17 protein-coding genes and 1 pseudogene are annotated in these 19,359 nt (G+C 39.9%); 9 read left to right on the top strand and 9 right to left on the bottom strand.

The annotated features are described in order from the left end of the window. Positions 1–72: 72 nt before the first annotated feature. The 3 genes from ND6B_RS05405 to ND6B_RS05415 are packed head-to-tail and all read left to right on the top strand — an operon-like array spanning position 73 to position 2,785. Entirely contained in the window at positions 73–1,086 is a 1,014-nt protein-coding gene (locus ND6B_RS05405) for a phospholipase (protein ID WP_033103882.1), read from the top strand. After that, positions 1,086–2,276 carry a peptidyl-prolyl cis-trans isomerase gene (locus tag ND6B_RS05410; protein ID WP_033103881.1) on the top strand — a complete coding sequence of 397 codons (1,191 nt, stop codon included), beginning with the start codon at positions 1,086–1,088 and terminating at the stop codon, positions 2,274–2,276. Before ND6B_RS05405 ends, ND6B_RS05410 begins: the two co-directional genes overlap by 1 nt. Beyond that, positions 2,273–2,785, top strand: coding sequence for a hypothetical protein (locus ND6B_RS05415; protein WP_033103880.1), 513 nt, complete (start codon positions 2,273–2,275; stop codon positions 2,783–2,785). Before ND6B_RS05410 ends, ND6B_RS05415 begins: the two co-directional genes overlap by 4 nt. 59 nt (positions 2,786–2,844) lie before the next feature. On the opposite strand, the gene ND6B_RS05420 is transcribed toward ND6B_RS05415, so the two are convergent. After that, positions 2,845–3,291 (bottom strand): Hsp20 family protein, encoded by a 447-nt coding sequence (locus tag ND6B_RS05420; protein ID WP_008114537.1) that lies wholly within the window; start codon positions 3,289–3,291, stop codon positions 2,845–2,847. A 292-nt stretch (positions 3,292–3,583) separates the two neighbouring features. Between ND6B_RS05420 and ND6B_RS05425 the strand changes: the two genes are divergently transcribed. From ND6B_RS05425 to ND6B_RS05435, 3 genes are all read left to right on the top strand, one after another. Continuing rightward, a complete protein-coding gene (locus tag ND6B_RS05425; protein ID WP_008114535.1) occupies positions 3,584–3,847 on the top strand; it encodes a GrxA family glutaredoxin in 264 nt (87 codons plus the stop codon). A gap of 160 nt (positions 3,848–4,007) precedes the next feature. Further along, positions 4,008–5,840 carry a DEAD/DEAH box helicase gene (locus tag ND6B_RS05430; protein WP_033103879.1) on the top strand — a complete coding sequence of 611 codons (1,833 nt, stop codon included), beginning with the start codon at positions 4,008–4,010 and terminating at the stop codon, positions 5,838–5,840. 420 nt (positions 5,841–6,260) lie between these two features. After that, positions 6,261–6,812 carry a hypothetical protein gene (locus ND6B_RS05435; protein ID WP_235420507.1) on the top strand — a complete coding sequence of 184 codons (552 nt, stop codon included), beginning with the start codon at positions 6,261–6,263 and terminating at the stop codon, positions 6,810–6,812. 79 nt (positions 6,813–6,891) lie between these two features. On the opposite strand, the gene ND6B_RS05440 is transcribed toward ND6B_RS05435, so the two are convergent. The 5 genes and pseudogenes from ND6B_RS05440 to ND6B_RS20565 form a co-directional block, all read right to left on the bottom strand. Beyond that, entirely contained in the window at positions 6,892–8,451 is a 1,560-nt protein-coding gene (locus tag ND6B_RS05440; protein ID WP_033103877.1) for an AbgT family transporter, read from the bottom strand. 142 nt (positions 8,452–8,593) lie between these two features. After that, positions 8,594–8,869: a YfcL family protein gene (locus ND6B_RS05445; protein WP_024602794.1), complete on the bottom strand. Its 276-nt coding sequence runs from the start codon at positions 8,867–8,869 to the stop codon at positions 8,594–8,596. Between the two features lie 3 nt (positions 8,870–8,872). Next, the gene (locus tag ND6B_RS05450; protein ID WP_028835360.1) at positions 8,873–10,015 is read right to left on the bottom strand and encodes an ATP-NAD kinase family protein; all 1,143 of its coding nucleotides are present in this window, start codon (positions 10,013–10,015) and stop codon (positions 8,873–8,875) included. After that, a complete protein-coding gene (locus ND6B_RS05455) occupies positions 10,005–10,559 on the bottom strand; it encodes an elongation factor P hydroxylase (protein WP_008114523.1) in 555 nt (184 codons plus the stop codon). The genes ND6B_RS05450 and ND6B_RS05455 overlap by 11 nt, the downstream gene beginning before the upstream one ends. Before the next feature lie 180 nt (positions 10,560–10,739). Further along, positions 10,740–13,935: pseudogene (locus ND6B_RS20565) on the bottom strand (HD domain-containing phosphohydrolase). 220 nt (positions 13,936–14,155) lie between these two features. On the opposite strand from ND6B_RS20565, the gene ND6B_RS05460 reads away from it, so the two are divergent. Further along, on the top strand, positions 14,156–14,854 hold the full coding sequence (locus ND6B_RS05460; protein WP_200882090.1) for a 2'-5' RNA ligase family protein: 699 nt from the start codon (positions 14,156–14,158) through the stop codon (positions 14,852–14,854). A 46-nt stretch (positions 14,855–14,900) separates the two neighbouring features. On the opposite strand, the gene ND6B_RS05465 is transcribed toward ND6B_RS05460, so the two are convergent. From ND6B_RS05465 to prmB, 3 genes are all read right to left on the bottom strand, one after another. After that, on the bottom strand, positions 14,901–15,287 hold the full coding sequence (locus ND6B_RS05465) for a DUF4112 domain-containing protein (RefSeq protein ID WP_028835364.1): 387 nt from the start codon (positions 15,285–15,287) through the stop codon (positions 14,901–14,903). Between the two features lie 126 nt (positions 15,288–15,413). Further along, positions 15,414–16,511 carry a chorismate synthase gene (aroC, locus tag ND6B_RS05470; protein WP_033103875.1) on the bottom strand — a complete coding sequence of 366 codons (1,098 nt, stop codon included), beginning with the start codon at positions 16,509–16,511 and terminating at the stop codon, positions 15,414–15,416. Between the two features lie 91 nt (positions 16,512–16,602). Continuing rightward, positions 16,603–17,538, bottom strand: coding sequence for a 50S ribosomal protein L3 N(5)-glutamine methyltransferase (prmB, locus tag ND6B_RS05475; protein ID WP_033103874.1), 936 nt, complete (start codon positions 17,536–17,538; stop codon positions 16,603–16,605). Between the two features lie 296 nt (positions 17,539–17,834). Between prmB and smrB the strand changes: the two genes are divergently transcribed. Both smrB and ND6B_RS05485 read left to right on the top strand, forming a co-directional pair. Then, entirely contained in the window at positions 17,835–18,392 is a 558-nt protein-coding gene (gene smrB, locus ND6B_RS05480) for an endonuclease SmrB (RefSeq protein ID WP_033103873.1), read from the top strand. 32 nt (positions 18,393–18,424) lie between these two features. Further along, positions 18,425–19,348 (top strand): AEC family transporter, encoded by a 924-nt coding sequence (locus ND6B_RS05485; protein ID WP_033103872.1) that lies wholly within the window; start codon positions 18,425–18,427, stop codon positions 19,346–19,348. Positions 19,349–19,359 lie beyond the last annotated feature (11 nt).

The following is a 19,359-nucleotide window of genomic DNA, read 5'->3' as shown; positions in this document are numbered from 1 at the left end:
CTGTTTGTCATGTCAGTGTAATGAGCTTATTTTTTAATTGCATCTCTTACTCCAGACTATGATGAGAATAAAATGAAAAAACAATTAATTGCAGCGACACTTTTACTACTGAGTACAAGCCAAGCTCAAGCTTTTAGTCAAGAAACTCACAAACGTATTGTTCTTGATGCTGTTAACTATATGCAGCAGCACCCAACGAGTACTGAATATGCAGCCCTACGACAGTACGCCGAACAAAACAATCTGACTATCTCTGAATTAGCCGAGCTGCTTGGACAAGCTGCTTATGATGTAGATGACTTTGAAGACACTTTTTTCTGTGGTGCAATCACAGGTTCGTGTGTTCAAGCGCCAGTATGGGGAGCAGCGCAAAGTATAGTTAAATATACAAGCTATTGGCATTTTCAAAATCATACCCAAGGTGCAGACCAACATGGAAACGATTTTGGTGGTTATAATTATGAAAAGCTCACCGTTTGGGGAACTATTGATAATCTTGCATCTGCTTGGCTTAAAGGTGACTACCTTGATGATGGTAAAGGGGGTGAAACAGGTTGGTTTAATGCCGATTCTTCAAAATATAACAGTTATGGTGTGACAGAATCTCACTATAGAATCGATAGCAACTCAACCTATTCTATGTACGATGACTTTGAAGAAATGCCATTTCAACCTATCGATAATTTAGGGCAATATTGGTATCAAAGTTACTTACAAAGCGGCAATCCGCAAGTATTAGGGTTTGTGTTCCATACTACTGATTTATTACAACCTCACCACACATGGACCACATCAGATCTAAATCATTCTAGCTGGGAAAGTTGGGTAAACGATTACTATGATCAAGAGCAGCTCAACGATTTATCACTCGTTACTCAAGCAATGCAAACGTTCTCGCCTTTAGATAAAAATAGCCAAGATGTTCGCCCATTATTAACTCAAGGCGGTTCATTTTCTTATGCACAAGGTGGGATTGTACTCAACTCAGAAGATCATTTTGATCGCCTTAATGTAGCTAAGCAGGTCGTGCCCCATGCAATAGCAATGGTGGTGCACTTATTAAACCACGCCATGGTTGCTCGCTAATGAAAAAAATGGCTATTTTAGTGATTACATTACTAGGTGTGTTTTACCACTCCCTAGTAATGGCATCATTTACACAATACAGCAGTGATGAAATTAACTTTATGCATCGTGCTTATTTAAAGCACAACCCTGATATTACAGTCAATGAAGTTAGAACTCGTCTGTATGAGAATCAGTTTTTATTACAACAAGCTGCGCTAAAAACACCTGCGATAATAAAACGACAATCTGCCGTTGGTTTTAGTACTCAATACCATGTTGAACGTTACTTAAAAAATCTGTTCGATTCACAATTAGCTATAATCGCACAGTCAAGCCCGATAAAGCTTGAAACTTATGATAACCAATGGCTTAAACACACATTAGGGCCCTACCCTAAAAATGGCCAGTATGTGCAAAGCGCCATCAAAAAAATGCAGCAGTTTGATTTAACCCCTCTTTTGTATAACGCTATTAATTTATATGAATTTGTCGATTCACTATCAATGCAGGTACGCTTTAAACTCCACAAAGGAGATAGTGAACTATTCAAAAGTGAATTAATAAAAAAACGGCAATTCAATATAGCGTTTTCAAAAGCCAAACCAATTTTGGCAAAACAGAATATTGATATTGAACATCTGTATGAAATAGCTAAAGGAGATATTCTGCGCCCCTCCATTCAAAGCTGGCTAGGCATAAATACAATGATGCATATGCAAAGCCCCGTTCTTGAAAAACTAGAGAAACAAGTAAACAAAAACGAAATTAAAGCGTTTTATCAAGCCAATAAATCGCAGTTTAAATTTTTAAGCCACGTAAAAGCACATGGAGCTCAATTTTCTCATCGAGCCAATGCTGTAGGTTTTCGCACCTTGGCCGGTAACAAAACGCTAAAACAAGCATTAGTAATATCAGGAAAACAAGATATATATGCTCAATACAACAGTGAATTAAACCGTAAAAACAAAAGTAGCTGGGTTGTACAACTTGCGTTCACAACTAAAGAAAACACTATTTCTCCTGTTATACGTACACCCAGTGGTGAATGGGTGGTGATACACAGTTATGAGCATCAGTTTGAGTACTTTTCGCCAGAAGATGAAACCGTTCGATACCAAGCAACAAAGGCCATCGCAAAACAAAAAGCGGTACAACAGTATGAGGATACTTGGCTCAAGTGGCAAAATAAGACAGGAGTAATTTTATGAGCAAAAAAGTTTTCGTTTCTGTTGTTGTAGCTTGTGTTGGTATGTACGCACTTTTTACTCAATATACTAGTAAACCAACGATAAAGAATATTGATTCCCTTAACCAAGCTAAAAGTGTTAAGCAAATAACGTCACTTGAGCTGACTACTGCTGACATGACCCAAGAGCTGAAAAGCACGCAATTAAACACGGTTACAACTAACGATACGAGCCCTCAGCCTTTGCCACCAATAACCTCTCCTGCCTATTTACCCAACATAGTAAAAAATACTCAGCCAGTTGCTCAGTACAGCGGTGATTTAAATAATCACCAGGCATATCAAGATTTCCACCTTGAACAGCAAAGACAGCTAGAGCAACGTTTTGTTATTGCTGCACAAGCCAAAATATTAAAACTTGAAGAATTACTGGCTAAAGGCCGACAAAAAAAGCTTTCACAAGAACAACTGCAAGTTGCGATAGATAAAATTAACGCTTTAAAACAAATGCAAATAAACTTAAAAGACTAACAACGCAAAAAGCCGCCAAATGGCGGCTTTTCACAGGGAAAATACGTGTGCTAGCTTAACTATTTGCTTTCTAGCATATTGCCTGAGCCAATCTCGATTTTACGTGGCTTAAGCGCTTCTGGGATCTCACGTTCAAGGTCGATGCTTAGTAAGCCATTGGCTAAGTCTGCACCAAGTACTTTAACGTGGTCGCCTAACTGGAACTTACGCTCAAAGTTACGCTCGGCAATCCCTTGATGAATAAATTTACGCTCATCATTTTGCTCTTTACCTGCTTTAGTGCCTGATACAACCAAAGTGTTGTTTTCAGATTGTAAGGTTAACTCGTCTTCACTAAATCCAGCAACTGCCATAGTGATACGGTATTTGTCTTTATCAAGTGCTTCGATGTTGTATGGAGGAAAACTTGGCTGCTTGTCAGTTCGTGCAGCGGCATCCATTAATGATGCTAAGTGATCGAAACCAATGAATGAACGGTATAGGGGTGATAAATCTACTGTACGCATAATAATATCCTCATATTTAAGCGATATATTGCTGCAACTTTTCGTTTGAACAAGTAACAGCAAAATTTAATTAATAATATAACTTTCAAATAGTTCTGTTTAAATGAAGACCCATCAGGCGTCCTCAAATAACTATTTATGGGCGGACAATTTTATTTCAAGATTTTTTTATAAAATATTTTTTATTTTTTTTTACAGGCCCTAAAAAAAGCGAACACAATAATCGTTTTTTTGCACTGTAATAAATAATGAAATTAGTTACACTAGGATCAATTAATTTGAGGAGAGCGTTATGTTAACAGTAATTTTTGGCCGTGAAGGCTGCCCTTTTTGTGTTCGCGCTAAAGATGTTGCAGAGCAACTTGCTAATGATCGCGATGATTTTAAATACCGCTACATCGACATCATCAAAGAAGGTATCAGTAAAGAAGATTTAGAGAAATCTGCAGGCAAACCATGCCCGACTGTGCCACAAATTTTTGTAGACCAAACACACATTGGTGGATTCACTGAATTTGAAGCTTATGCTAAAGAAAACCTAGGCCTTTACCAGTAAATTTGTAGGTATATTGTTAACCAGCTTAATTAACGCACAACTTGAGCTGGTTAAATTTCGACCAACATCAACCACATATAAATTAGTTGTAATTTATACAAGCATTTGCCTCGTATTTCCTATACAATGCGCGCCTCTTTAAATTCGTTGAGGCGTATTAATGTCAGAACCAGTCACGTTTGAATCTCTAAATCTTTCTCCTGCAATTTTAAAGGCAGTTGAAGAGTTGGGTTACAAGACACCATCTGAAATCCAAGCTCAATGTATACCGTTATTGCTAGAAAGAAAGGACGTACTGGGACTAGCACAAACGGGTACAGGTAAAACAGCAGCATTTGCACTGCCATTACTAAATAATATTGACCCGTCTGTGAAACAGCCACAGATCCTTGTACTCACACCTACCCGTGAGCTTGCGATCCAAGTAGCTGAGGCATTTGAACAATATGCAAAACACACTCGTGGTGTTGAAGTATTGGCACTTTATGGTGGCCAGAGCTACAGCATCCAGTTAAGCGCACTTCGTCGTGGCGCACAGATTATCGTTGCTACACCAGGTCGCTTAATCGATCACATAAACCGTGGCACTATCAAGTTTGATGCTTTACAAGCACTTGTACTTGATGAAGCCGATGAAATGCTACGTATGGGCTTTATCGATGATGTAGAAAGCATCATGGAAAAAACACCGCGTGAAAAGCAAACATGTCTTTTCTCTGCGACTATGCCTAAGCAAATTCAAAACATCAGCAGCAAATATATGAATAACCCTGAACAGGTTCATATTTCTGCGCGCAACTCAACTGTATCATCAGTAGAGCAAGTGTTTTGGAATGCACACGTACATAAAAACAAAGCGATTGTTCGTTTCTTAGAAGCTGAACAATATGAAGGTGCTATTGTTTTCGTACGCACGCGTAACGACACAGTGCAACTTGCTGAGTTATTAGAGCGCGAAGGTTTCTCTGCAGCGCCACTTAACGGTGACATGAACCAGCAAGCGCGTGAGCGCACGGTTGATCGTTTAAAAAGCGGCATGCTAAACGTTGTTATTGCAACAGACGTAGCGGCACGTGGTCTTGATGTAGACCGTTTAAGCTTAGTTATCAACTACGACATTCCACAAGACTCTGAAGCCTACGTTCACCGTATCGGCCGTACAGGTCGTGCTGGTCGTACTGGTAAAGCGATTCTTTTCGTTAAGCATAACGAGCGTTATTTACTTAAAAATATCATTCGTCATACTAAATCTGAAATCGCACAAGTTGAATTACCTACAGCTAAAGTTGTTGAAGAAAAACGTATCAATGCCTTACAAGAAAAGCTTACGCTTGCTCTTGAAAACAAAGATATTACTTTCTTCAATGAAGTGGCTGCTAACATGGCACAAAAACTTGAGCTTGCTCCTGAAGACTTAGCGGGTGCGTTACTGTGTTTAGCACAGCAACAATCACCAATTAAAGTTGAAGAAGTTAAGATTCAACCGCGTGAGCGTAACGAACGTAATGATCGTAATCCTCGTAGCAATGACCGTGGTCGTCGTAACGAACGCCCTGAACGCGGTGGTGAGCGCGCTGAGCGTAAACCACGCGAGCGCAACAGCCGTGATGCAGGCCCTATGGATACATACCGAATCGAAGTAGGTCGTGAGCATGGTGTTCAGGTTAAGAACATTGTTGGCGCAATTGCTAACGAAGCAGACATTTCAAGCAAGTTTATCGGTGACATTCGTCTTCACGACAGTCACAGTACGGTACAATTACCGCAAAACATGCCTAAAGATGTACTTGATCACTTTCAAAAAGTGTTTATTTGTAAACGCCCAATGGGTATGACATTAACACAAGATCAAGGCCCTTCTGAGCCACGCGGCGAGCGTTCTGAACGCCCTGCTGGTGACAAGAAGCGTAGCTTTAATAAAGAAGGCCAACGCCCTGATAAGCGTAGCGGTCCTCGTAAAGAACGTCGCCCAGTTAGCTTCACCGCTAAGTAAGCAACGACTCTTTAGTAAAAAACCTTGCCACGAAAGTGCCAAGGTTTTTTTGTGTCTGAAATTCAGGTATCAGGTCAGCTTAAATTCCGTAACTTGAAGCCGCAAGCCAGTATTAGGTACTTAACTAAAATATTGAATTAAAAATATTTTGTTTGTTTTCTCTAACCAGAGATTGCAGTGAAAACATGGCGAAATTACGCGTCAATTACTAGCCTATTGTAAGTAAATTCAACGCAATGAGCGTTGAAAAAGCTGCTTGAGATAGCTTTATTATCCAAAACTCAGATTACTTAATGTGTATAAACATGTTTTCTTTGATTTTTAAAACAATAAAATTTATGTAAACTAAGCAAAGGCTATAATTCACGGATGAATTAAAAATTGAAAAGAAATTACGACAACTTACTCTTTGTAGTAATAATGTTCCCTATTTTATTATGCATCATTATTCCTATTTTAATGGACTTTACAGATCCACCATTTATCACAAATGAAATATACGACGTTATTTTCTTTATAGCATTCCCTATTATTTGTGGCGCATCATTCATCTATTTAAATATACTTGTATTCAATAAATATAGACGCTGCAGTAAATACAGGGAGCATCTTAAATATAGTTTTTCAGATACAAAAACGAAATTATCATTAATATTCGCGTACCCATTAATCCCTTTGTTAATCTATGCAAGTCTCTATTTTTTATTCTCTGCCCCCATTAAATTATGGGCTTACTACACGCAAGGCGACTATTGGTATAAGGAATATATCCTAACTGATGTACAAAAGTGTGGTTCTGATTATGAAGATAGTTGTACTCGTTTATATTTTAAAGATCCTAAAACAAACGAAACTCATGATTTTAGATGGTACGAAGATAAGTCTACAATAATGAATAACAAAAACGATTATGTTTATATTTTTGGTGAGGCTAGTTTGTTTGGCTATATAGTGAGAGATTTAGAAAGGTAACTTAGACTTACTTTGAATATTACAGCACTTTTATATAAACCTCACTCGAGTGAGTGAGGTTTATGAATCAAGATTTAAGTTAAGGCGCTACTGCTGGGTACACGTAGCTGGCATCAAGTCCTAATGGGATACCGAGTGCCCAGTAGCCTAGCAAGAAGATACTCCAGCCAATCATAAAGGCGATTGAATACGGTAGCATCATCGCGATAAGCGTACCTATGCCTGTGCCTTTAACGTATTTTTGACAGTACACCACAACTAGTGGGAAGTATGGCATGAGCGGGGTGATAATATTAGAGCTAGAATCTCCCACACGGTACGCCGCTTGCGTTAAGTCTGGCGAAATACCGAGTTGCATTAGCATAGGCACAAATACCGGACCTAATAGTGCCCACTTAGCCGAACTTGAACCAACAAATAAGTTTACAAAACCAGTTAAGAAAATAATCCCTACGACCGTTACAGAGCTCGGTAACTCCATTGCTTTTAATACTTGAGCCCCTTCAATTGCCAGCAATGCACCTAGGTTTGATTTACTAAATGCAGCAATGAATAATGAACAAAAGAATGCCATAACAATGTAATACGCCATACCATTCATGGCTTTGCTCATTGCATCTATCATGTCTTTAGAGGTTTTAAAGGTGCCTACGGTAAAACCATATACTGCGCCTGGGATCCAAAATAACAAAAATATCAGCGGTACTATTGATTGCATTAGTGGTGAGCTAAAGTTTGTTAAAGAGCCATCGCTGCTGCGCATCGCTGAATCAGCGGGTGCGGATACATACGCTAATAACGCAATACCTGCAATCATTACGCTACTTGCAATAAGAAAGGCGCGCTTTTCGTCACTACGCGCATCTTCAAATGCTGGTAGGTCTTGAGTTTCGCCATCAACGGGTGAATTTTTTAAACGTGGTTCAATAATTTTATCGGTGATATACCAACCTAACATCACAATAAATAAACTTGATGCTGAAGCAAAGCCCCAGTTATTAAGCGGGTTAATGCTCATTGTCGGATTAATAATTTGTGCTGCACTTTGGGTAAAGCTTTGCAGTAATGGGTCAATTCCAGATGGAATAAAGTTAGCACCAAAGCCACCACTTACCCCAGCAAATGCCGCTGCAATACCGGCAAGCGGATGACGACCGGCGGCAAAAAATATTACCCCAGCAAGAGGAATAACTAACACATACCCTGCATCGGTAGCCGTATGGCTCACAATAGCCACCAAAATAATTGAGGGTGTTAGTAATTTTCTAGGCGTTACTTTGAGCATTAATTTAAGGCCGGTATTAATAAAGCCCGAATGCTCTGCAACGCCCACACCTAGCATTGCAACCAGCACTACACCCAGTGGTGCAAAACCGGTGAATGTTTTTACCATAGAAGATAAAAAAGTGGCCAACGAATCGCTGGCAAGCATGTTATTAATGATAATGGCTTCGCCAGTACGAGGGTCTATTGCATCAAATGTGACGCTTGAAAACCACCAAGACAAAAACCAAATTAATAACATGGCAAACAAAAAGATAATTGCTGGATCAGGCAGCTTATTACCTACCCGCTCAACAAAATTTAAAAATCGCGCAACTATGCCCGTTGGCATTGTCGCATCATTATTGTTATTCATTTCACTTGTTCCCTAGAATTTAGACTGTGCTACTTTAGCGTATCTAAGGAATGAGGTAAATTTTAACTGAATAAACAAGTTCTTTTTTAGGCACAAAAAAACGCGGCTCAGTGGCCGCGCAGTTATAAATGAATAAAAAAGCTTATGCGAGTGCTTTTACTTCATCCCATATTCTTACTACGAGTGCTTTATCGTCTTCATTAAGTTCGCCATTGCGATAGGCTTTTACTAGGCTTTTTTCAACGGTGTCGTTTAGCTCAGTAATTTCTAAATTTAGCTCCTCAACTTGGGCATACCCTACCGCTAAATCAAAGTGACCACGTAAATAACCGCCGGCAAATAGCTCATCATCAGTGGCTTTTATCACTAAATCATCAAAATATTGCTGCGCAGCATCTATGTAATTTACTAAACTCATGTGTTACTTCTCCTCAAGGTGCAGCCCATCTTGATGACCTACTGCATACATAATATGGTCGTTAAACCCACTGGTTACACGGATATAACCGCTTAATTCATCATCTAACTCGCTATCGCCGGTGTCACAAATTAGCGGTCGGCCATTTAAAGCCTGTAATTTGGTTTTTGTTGCCACGACAATAATATTGTCGCGGCCTATCGCTTTAATTAACGCAGGACTGAGTTGTTGATTACCTCGACCAAAAATATGCCCTTGACCGCCAATCAAGGTGATCACTAATTTTGTCTCACGCCCTGTCGTAAGTTCAAGTAATTGTTGCGCTGTTAAGTCTTGGCCTACTAAAGCTTGATCTTCAACTAAATCAACACCGAGCAGCGTATTCTCAAGCCCCATTTCTTCCATCACCGCGCCAACGGTAGAGCCACTGCCCATTACATAGAGGGTATCGGCATCCATTTCACTGACCACATAAGCGGCAATATCAGCAAGTACCAATTCATCGGTTTCTTTACCGCCATTTTTAACCGCTTGTACATAGCGCACTTCACTGGGTACTTGCATTTCGCCATAACGTTTTGCTTTTACTGTTCCTTGGCGAAAGGCGACTTCATCAATGTCCATGACATCGGCATCGCTTAGCGTTACCAACTCACCTTTAACTAACATTTCAACTACGCGGCCTGCAGCTTTTGGCGTTATGGCATATACTCCAGAGTGAATTTTACACCCTGCAGGAATGCCCAACACAGGTACAGAATCTTCTACCGCATGGCAAATATTACGTGCTGTGCCATCGCCACCTGCAAATAAAATTAAATCTACACCTTGCTGCTGTAATAAACGTGCTGCCGCTTCAGTATCGTCACTGGTTGTGGGTGAGCTACTTTGATAAACTACTTGCGTATTAAAGCCGAGTGATTTTGCTGTTTGCTCCCCCATTTCATCATTAACAGTATAAATAGTAATATTTGACTGATGAGGTACAAGCACTTCAAGTGCAGCTTTAGTGCGGCTATTTGATTTAGGCTCAGCGCCTAATGCAATGGCTTTAGCGGCGGTGTCTTCGCCGTCACTGCCTTTTAACGCTACGCTACCGCCCAATCCTGCAACCGGGTTTACAATCAGCCCTAACTTAAACTGCATCTTTTAGCTCCTCGGGAGAATGCCATGAAAACTGCGCAGCATTTAAAGGCCACGTTGTGTTATAAAATTTACACAGTGCTTTTAGTAACCTTGTAGTACGTGGGTTAAATCCGTCTTGCAGCAGCTGTAATAACTTTGCATGTACACGCGATTGAAACGCAAATCGACAAGTTTGTTCACCATTTAAATTATCTACCGATACGTTAAAATCAAATCCCGCGGCCACACTGAGCGCCCACTCTATTGCTTGGGGTTTTACCTCTACAGATTCAAACTCTGCTTGCTGTGAAGCATCGCGCCCGTCGGGGCAATACCAATAACCATAATCTTCAACTAAGCGGCGCTGAGAACCTGCCACTAACCAATGGGCTATTTCGTGCAGCGCACTGGCGTAAAAACCATGGGCAAATACAATTTGATGATAAGGCGTTGTATCATTTGCGGGAATGTAGATAGGCTCGTGCTCACCTTTTACCAAACGCGTATTATAGCTTTGGAAAAAAGTGTGTTCGAAAATAGAAATTAAATCCGCTATTTGATGCATAAATATTTCGTATACTCGTTTGAACCCGATGCTTTATAGCCATATAAAACTAATATAAAGCGCACTAAAAACGAGGCGAATTGTACGTACTTTTCTGCACAAAGTAAAAAGCTAGCGATTTAAAGCGATGTTCACATAAATCTCTTTAAGTTTACACACGCTGAGTCATGCTCATTGTTGTTATGACAAGTATTGAGAGATATCTACCTCATCTATTTGTTCAGCACTGAGGTAGCGTTTAGCGTAATCAAGGTAAATACCTGAACTTAAAAACAGTTCAAACACGGCTTTATCAACATGATGATCGGCCACCATTTTGGCTAATATACTCATCGACTCGCTGAGTTTTTTTGCCTTTTTATAGGGCCTGTCGGCCGCCGTTAGGGCTTCAAAAATATCAGCTAGCACCAATACTCGTTCTGGTATCGATAAGTCATCCGCATTGAGTTTACGCGGATAGCCAGTTCCTTTTAATGTTTCATGGTGAGTAGAGGCATAACGCGGGACACGCTCCAACTCTTTAGGGAACGGCAGTGTATCGAGCATACGTATCGTACTTATCATGTGCTCATTAATTTTAAACCTATCCTCTTTAGTAAGGGTGCCTCTTGAAACTGTTAAATTATAAAGCTCCCCTAGGTTATATTTATATTTACATGGGGCAATTTTAATCCCTAAACGCTCATCATATTCAATCGGCTTATCATGAGGAATTAAGTGCCAAGGTTTATCACTGAGTAATTTTTCTGTGATGGGAAGCGTGTCATCAGTCCCTTCATAGCGATACATTTCTACTGGTGAAAGCCCCAACTTATCGTCAAAATGACGCTGCCAAGTAATATTACTCAACGCAGTTAAACGCTCAAGGGCAGCTTCTGTGATTTTTTCGCCGCCAATATTACACTGTGCAATAAAGGCAAAATCGTCCAGCAACTGTTGCTGTTTAGCTGCCAACTGCTTGGTTAAGTCGAGCTGATTTTGAGGACTGTGTTGCAATGATTTATAGTAATCAAGTTCGGCATCTCGCCAAAGTACCTCAAAACGCGTTCTAATTTCATGAATACGATTATAAATAGTCTCCAGCTTAGTGCCTTTATCGACTATGTGCTCTGGAGTGGTTATTTTACCGCAATCATGTAGCCAAGCGGCTAAACTAAATTCTTCAACCTCGTCATCATTTTTAAACTTAAACCCTTTAAAAGCGGGTAACTCTGACTCTGAAGCGGCCTTAGCAAGCTCAATACCGAGTTCAGGTACGCGCTCGCAGTGTCCCGCAGTGTAGGGAGACTTATCATCAATTGCTTGAGCTATAAGCTCAACAAACGACGCCATGAGTGCTTTTTGACTGTCTTCATGTTGCTGTATCGACTTACTCATATCAACCATAGAGTAAGCTAACGTATTAATTTCTTTAATATGACTTTTTAAAGTCGAGACTTGTTTAAACTGCCGATTTTTAATTTTATTGTTTTCACCCACCAGCGTTTTAATAGGACCGACAATGGGGGATGCAAAAAACCACGACACTGGTAACATCATAATTAAGCAGGCAACCGTAATTATTATTGAAAGCTTTATTTTTTCTCTTGTGGAGCTCAATACATCTTCTTTAGAAACCATAATGGCTAAATAGCCCGTACTAGCCCGTACTAGCTAGCGCTAAATAATCAGATAGTGGCTTAATAAAAACATACTGTTCTTTACCATTAATGTTCACTAACTGTAGCTTAGAGAAGTTACTATCATCATCCAATAAAGTGATTAATTGCTCATCAGGAACAGTGCCTACAATTTTTGATTTTTTCCCTGAGTTAGTATTGAGCCATTTATCACTCAGCTGTTGTTTAAATTGCAGAGGAAGTTGCGTGGCGGCGTAATCAAACAAAGCTTTTAATTGTGCGTCTTGGTTTTGAAACAATAAATGGTAGTCATTTAAAAAAAGCGCGGCACTGTCTTCATCAAGCGGATTGTACTGGATCCCCTCAATAAAAAATTGCTGCTGTATATATTGCAATACGGCTTTGCTGTCTATTCCCGCATAAGTATCACCATTGGCAACATGCATTAACAACGCCTTTGTGTTGGGAACTTCCACGAGGTTAATTTCTGGAAATTGCGCTCGTAATATTTTTACAATTGACCAGCCCTCTCCCACCGCAACTGACTTACCAGCAAGTTGCTGCATATGGGTAATTGGTGAATTGTTTTGTTGATTAACAATACTCAAAGGCAAACTTACCATGGGTGTGCTGAGCATACCCAATGCATTATTCGATGCTGTATTAAGTACCGGATGAATCACATCTATCTGCTTATTTTCAAATAAATTAAGTAATTCTTGCCAACTGAGTCCATTAATATAATTAACCTTAATACCCAACAGTTCAGCAATCGCATTTATATATTCAACACTGTAGCCTTTAGGCTTACCACTGACACTAAAATCCATAGGTGCCCAATTGGTTTCATTTGAAACTGTGATAGTAGGGTATTTGGCAACTATTTTTTGCTGTTGCTCATCCAGTATCAACCGATTTAGCCTTGCCTCAACCGTTGAGCTAAAGGGCTGATTTGATGAAATAATTTCTCCTTCTCGGTTATAAATAAGTAACTGTGTTGAGCTGTGCATCTCCAAACGCTGTTGCTGTTCGATTAAATAATTAGACATGTTATCAACGATAATCCCTAAGCCAAGCACATGGTTTTTACCCGCTATTTTAATCGAATACGTTTGCCCAGAGGTTTGTAAATGGGTAAATAGATAAGGCTTGGTTTTGTTTACTTGCTGTGAGTTTGCTTGCTTAAACCATGCTTGCTCGCGGGGATCAAAATACGTCGGTTTTTTGGTTTTTTCTCTTAAGCTAAATGACGCATCAAAATAAAGCGTTTGCTGTATTCTTTGCCCTTCTTCAGATTTTATTTGAATAACGACCCAGCGGTCATTATCCGTTGCACCAAGGCGCTGACGAACCATCGCACTACTTTCAAGATTAATAACCTCAAAAAAGTCACCATTGTTATAGCCTATATAAAAAGCATAAAACAAAGGGTTCAAATCCATCATTTCACTTAATACATTTCGTAGCTCTGTTTTATCTGAAAGGTTTTCACCGACTAACGAGGTGTTTTTTACCATCATATATAAAGTATTTTCAGATTTTTCATTAATGCGTGTTAGGTAATCAGCAACCGATTGAGTGGTCATATTAAAGTGTTGCACATTCGACTCGAGCGCCATTTTTTCACTGAAATAATACTGTAAGCTTGTAGCTATAATAGCGGTAATAGACGTTGCCAACACAAATACTGCCACAACCGTCAAACGAATAGAAAAGCGTACTGTTTTTGTTAACTTTTTAAGCGCTTTAAATATCATTGAACGTTCCTTGCGACACTTTTAAAAGCAGTAAATATACGTCGTTGAAAATTGCAATTTAGCAATATTCAAAGCCTATGAAGTAAGTTAATCATTAATTGTTTAAGCTAAAATAATATTAGTCACAAAATCAGAAATTTAAAAACTTTATGCCTTTATTTACTGAACACCTAATTGCGCTTACCATATGCAAACTAAAAACCTAAATGAATACACTCTTATGGTTAAACAACACACCACTAAAGCATGGCCAGTTAGCATTCTTACTTTTTTAGCGCTACTGAGTGCCTCTGCCAATAGTTATGCAAAAAGCGTGAGTATTAACGTGTTTGCTATTCCCTCTTCGCCAATTGTTGAGCTCATGGCTACAACCAGCAATGAACTAGCCAAACAGCAAATAACCACGTTTTATCAGCAAGGCTTACCCGTGCATGCCACATTATATTTGACTGATTATCCGCAAGAGGTACAAAATGAAATTAAGCAGGTGGTGGAGCGTATTGTAAAGAAACATCAACCTTTTGAAATTAAAGCCAATGGGTTTAGTGTATCTGCCAGTAATTGGGCCTTTATAGACTTAGAAAAATCTTATCAGTTACAACGCTTAGCCGATGAAGTGACACTTAAACTTGAGCCACTTCGCGATCATCAAGCGCCAGTACCAAGTTGGGTAAAGCATTACCCTAATAAACTCGTGGCCTTTGAGCGTTATGGTAGCCCAAATGTGTTTCAAAACTTTCAGCCACATTTAACCCTACTTGCAAATGAGCAAAACCCTGCATTGGCTGCGTTTAATAAAGTCATGCAAGCTGAGCCACCGCAAGCACAAGGTGAAATAATTGGGATTGGAATTGGAATTTCTGATCAGTTTGGGCAACAAAAACAGGTCATCGCTAAGTACTTCTTTGATACCAAATAAATAATTAATAATGGGGGCTAATTACACATTTATTAACTTAAATGGTTTATGGATTTGTGGTTAGCTTATCGCTTAAATGCTTTTTAAGTATGCGGGTATTGCGCGTATTTGCTTTGAACATGGCATCAAAAATATCTCCAAAAAATGGAATAAGCCCACCTACAAAATCAACTAACATGTTTAAAATAATCCGGCTTTTTACTCGCTTACCAACACCCAATCGCTGCGCTTCAATTAGTACATACCCAGATAAAATAAGCCCGGCTAAATCGCCTACCACTGGCAATAGCCCTATCAATGATTCGACACCGAAACTAAATTTAGTAAACGGAATACCAATGCTGCTGTCGGTAAAGCGGCTAAACTCTTCAAGCCGTTTTATGGTGGCTTTATATTCAGCTTGTGTAACGTGAGATTGATTATTTTTTTGCATAATGACTGCTCTTTATTTTTAGGTGCGCTAAGCACATGGAAATTATTGAGCGGCAATAAAGATGTATAGCCTGTACATAATAAACGCGCTAATGCGCGTTTATTATTAATTTATAGTAAAGCGCGCTTAAATAGCGCCTTTAATTGGCCCGTGTTCGTGGTTAACATGTGGGTTTTGACCGCGTTGACGTAGTAAATGATCCATTAAAGTAATGGCCATCATTGCCTCAGCAATCGGAATAGCACGAATGCCTACACAAGGATCGTGACGACCTTTAGTGATCATCTCAACCGCTTCATTACTCGTGTTAATACTATTACCGGGAATGGTAATGCTTGATGTTGGCTTAAGCGCAATGGATGCGATTATATCTTGCCCTGTAGAAATACCTGCCAATACGCCGCCGGCATGATTTGAGGTAAAACCATCAGGGGTTAACTCATCACGGTGCTCTGAGCCTTTTTGCTCAACCACATCAAAGCCATCGCCAATTTCAACGCCTTTTACAGCGTTAATACTCATTAATGAATGTGCAAGTTCGGCATCTAGCCTATCAAATACCGGCTCACCTAAACCAACAGGCACATTTTTAGCGACCACTTTGACTTTCGCGCCCACTGAGTCGCCTTGCTTTTTAAGCTCGCGCATATATTCATCGAGTGCTTCAAGCTTGCTAACGTCTGGGAAAAAGAATAAGTTATTTTCCACCTCATCCCAATCGTAATTTTCGGCTTTAATTGGCCCTAATTGGCTCAAACACGCACGTACTTCAATACCATGAAATTGCTTTAAATACTTTTTAGCAATAGCGCCTGCGGCAACCCGAATAGCGGTTTCGCGCGCAGATGAACGGCCACCACCACGGTAATCGCGAAGGCCATATTTGTGCCAGTAGGTATAGTCACCGTGGCCTGGGCGAAATACGTCTTTAATTTTGCCATAATCTTGTGAACGTTGATCGGTATTTTCAATTAATAAACCAATGCTGGTACCAGTGGTTTTACCTTCAAAAACGCCCGCTAAAATTTTGATTTGGTCGCTCTCACGGCGCTGCGTGGTATAGCGACTTTGCCCAGGTTTGCGTCTGTCTAAATCGTGTTGTATGTCGGCCTCAGTGATTTCAAGGCCTGCGGGCGTGCCATCCACTACGCCGCCTAATGCAACGCCGTGGCTTTCGCCAAAGGTGGACACTTTAAATAACTGCCCTATGCTATTACCTGCCATTAACTTTCCTCATTCCTAATGACTTATAGCCGAGGATTAACTCGGCTATTGTTTTGCCCAGCCATTTCGGATGAATGGCTAGTACTAATTATTACTGTGCAAAGTAGGCATCTAGTTGTTGTTTGCTAATAACAAACACCCCTAATCCGCCTTTTTCAAACTCAATCCATTCAAATGGTGCGCCTGGATACAGTGCATCCATATGTACCATAGAGTTACCTACTTCGACAAATAACAAACCGTTATCTGTTAGATGCTCACTAGCTTGATCTAAAATAGTACGTGTTACATCAAGGCCATCGTGTCCCGATGCTAATCCTAGTTCTGGTTCATGGTGAAATTCACGTGGTAAATCAGCCATATCTTCAGCATCAACGTACGGTGGGTTTGCTACGATTAAGTCGTATTTTTGCCCAGGTACACCACTGAATACGTCAGACTGAATCGGTAATACGCGGTCACTTAGTTGATAGTCAGTGATATTAATATCAGCCACTTCAAGCGCTTCATAGGATATATCAACCGCATCAACTTGCGCATTCTCGAACGCTTGTGCCAAGGCAATAGCAATACAACCTGAGCCTGTACATAAATCTAAAATACGCCCTACTGACTCTGGTTTTTCTAACCAAGGGGTGAAGCGATTATTAATAAGCTCAGCAAAAGGCGAGCGAGGAATTAATACGCGTTCATCCACATAAAATGGCATGTTAGCAAACCATGCAATGTTGGTAAGGTAAGGTACTGGGGTAAAATCGTTAATGCGCTCGGCAATTAAGCCCGCTAAACGATTTTTTTCAGTACTGGTTAAACGCGCATGCATCAGCTCTTTGGGTGCATCGATAGGCAAACTAAGCGCTGGTAATAACAAACTTACCGCTTCATCCCATGCGTTATCGGTGCCATGACCAAAGAAAATACCGCTACTTGCAAATTGACTAGTTGTCCAACGAAGCCAATCGTGTAAGGTTGAAAGTTCTGCAACAGCTTCATCTAGGGTTGCTTCTTCTATTAGTAATTCACTCATCAGTATTATCTGCCTGCTACTTTCAAAAAAAATAAACTCAATCGGGGCGCATCATTGGCCCCATGATTGCCCTATTGTATACCCAAGCCACCTTTAGGTGCGAGCGCAGTTAGTGTTAAAAGCGATTTAGGTAAGGCTTTGATTGCAAATAATAGTCACTCTATTGTTCAAATCAATAACGCAGTATAAATCGCTTTTAAACTAACCTTAATGGCGCTGTACTATGCACCTCAAAGCTGCTTGGGTATCACACCTTTTTACTCGATTTTTACCGCTTTTTTGTTTAGACTGCCGCTATGAAAAAAGATCCCCACTCAAACAGCCTAATTAGTCCTGACGACATTGACTTGTTCCGTCAAAGTATCATTGGTGCGCGTGTATTTAAACAAGACACTCACCGTTTTAGCAATAAACCTAAAGTGTCACAAGCGAAGCAATTTGCCCAGCAAAAAAAGCAACAACAGTCAGAATTTTTCTTTTCTGATGAATATGTGCCCGATATAGACACACATGGTACCGTTAATTATGTGCAACAGGGTCAGGATCGTTTTTTAGCCAAACAACTTCGTCGAGGAGATTTTATTCCTGATTTAACCCTCGACCTGCATGGCTTAAATAAAGAGATAGCCAAAGATGAACTCGCAGGGCTTATTCATGAGTGTAAAAAAAAGCATTACTATTGTGCCTGTGTTGTACACGGAATTGGCGGCCATATCCTCAGGCATAAAGTACCGCAATATTTAGTGCAACACCCCGATGTAATTGCTATGCACCAAGCTCCGCTTGAGTATGGCGGTAAAGGGGCGGTACTCATATTAATTAACTTACCGCAAAGTGATGAGTTTAGACGCTGAGCACTAGAGCCAATCAATAAGAGTCTTTTTTAGTGCATATATTTTCGATTATATTTCCGCTTATTTTTATTGTGTTATGCGGCTACATAGCAAGCCGAAGTCAGTTTTTAGAACGCATTCATATAACAGGGCTCAGTAAATTTACTTTTTACATTAGTGTACCCAGTTTTTTATTTTTAAATATGGCCCAGGCAGACCTAAAAACCAGCGTGAGCTTAAATGGCTTTTTAAGCTTTTATATTCCCGTTATTTTAATTTATTTTTTTGCGCTCATTATTGACCGCTACACTCTCTCTAAACATCCTCAATATGAACGTCACAGTGTATTTGCCCTTGGCAGTAGTTATTCAAATACCGTATTGGTGGGCTTGCCCATTATCATTGCAGCATTAGGTGAGCAAATGATGGGCATTATTTTTATGATCATCACCTTTCATAGCGCGCTATTGTTCACCCTTACCTTTTTAATTAGTGCAAACAGTGCCAGTCATGTGTTTTCTTGGTCAACATTTGCCAAAAATATGCTACTCAACCCTGTCGTATTGAGTATTAGCACGGGTTTGTTGGTAAATTTAGCAGGGATTACTTTATTTGCTGATTTAACTAATGGCTTAGCGCTTTTAGCTAAACCTGCCATTGCCTGTGCGTTATTTGTTTTAGGCGCAAACTTAGCTTTTTATAAAATTAGCGATAACTGGCAAGCGGCAGCTATTGCCAGCCTGTTAAAGCTAGTTATATTGCCCGCCTTGGTATTAGTGTTAGGCTCACATGTATTTGCTATTAATGAGTCGCTGTTAAAAGTACTCGTATTATTGAGCGCATCCCCCTTGGGGGTTAATGCGTACTTAATTGCATGCCAAATAAAACAACATCAAGATACGTTAGCCAGTGCGGTTGTTTTATCGACAGTTTTGAGTGTGGTGAGTTTTAGTATGTGGTTAACAATTCTACTGTAGACAAATACCTA

Origin of the sequence: Pseudoalteromonas sp. ND6B, from assembly GCF_000764215.1 — a bacterium.
GTDB lineage: Bacteria > Pseudomonadota > Gammaproteobacteria > Enterobacterales > Alteromonadaceae > Pseudoalteromonas > Pseudoalteromonas tetraodonis.
This window is presented reverse-complemented; position numbering and strand designations above follow the sequence as displayed.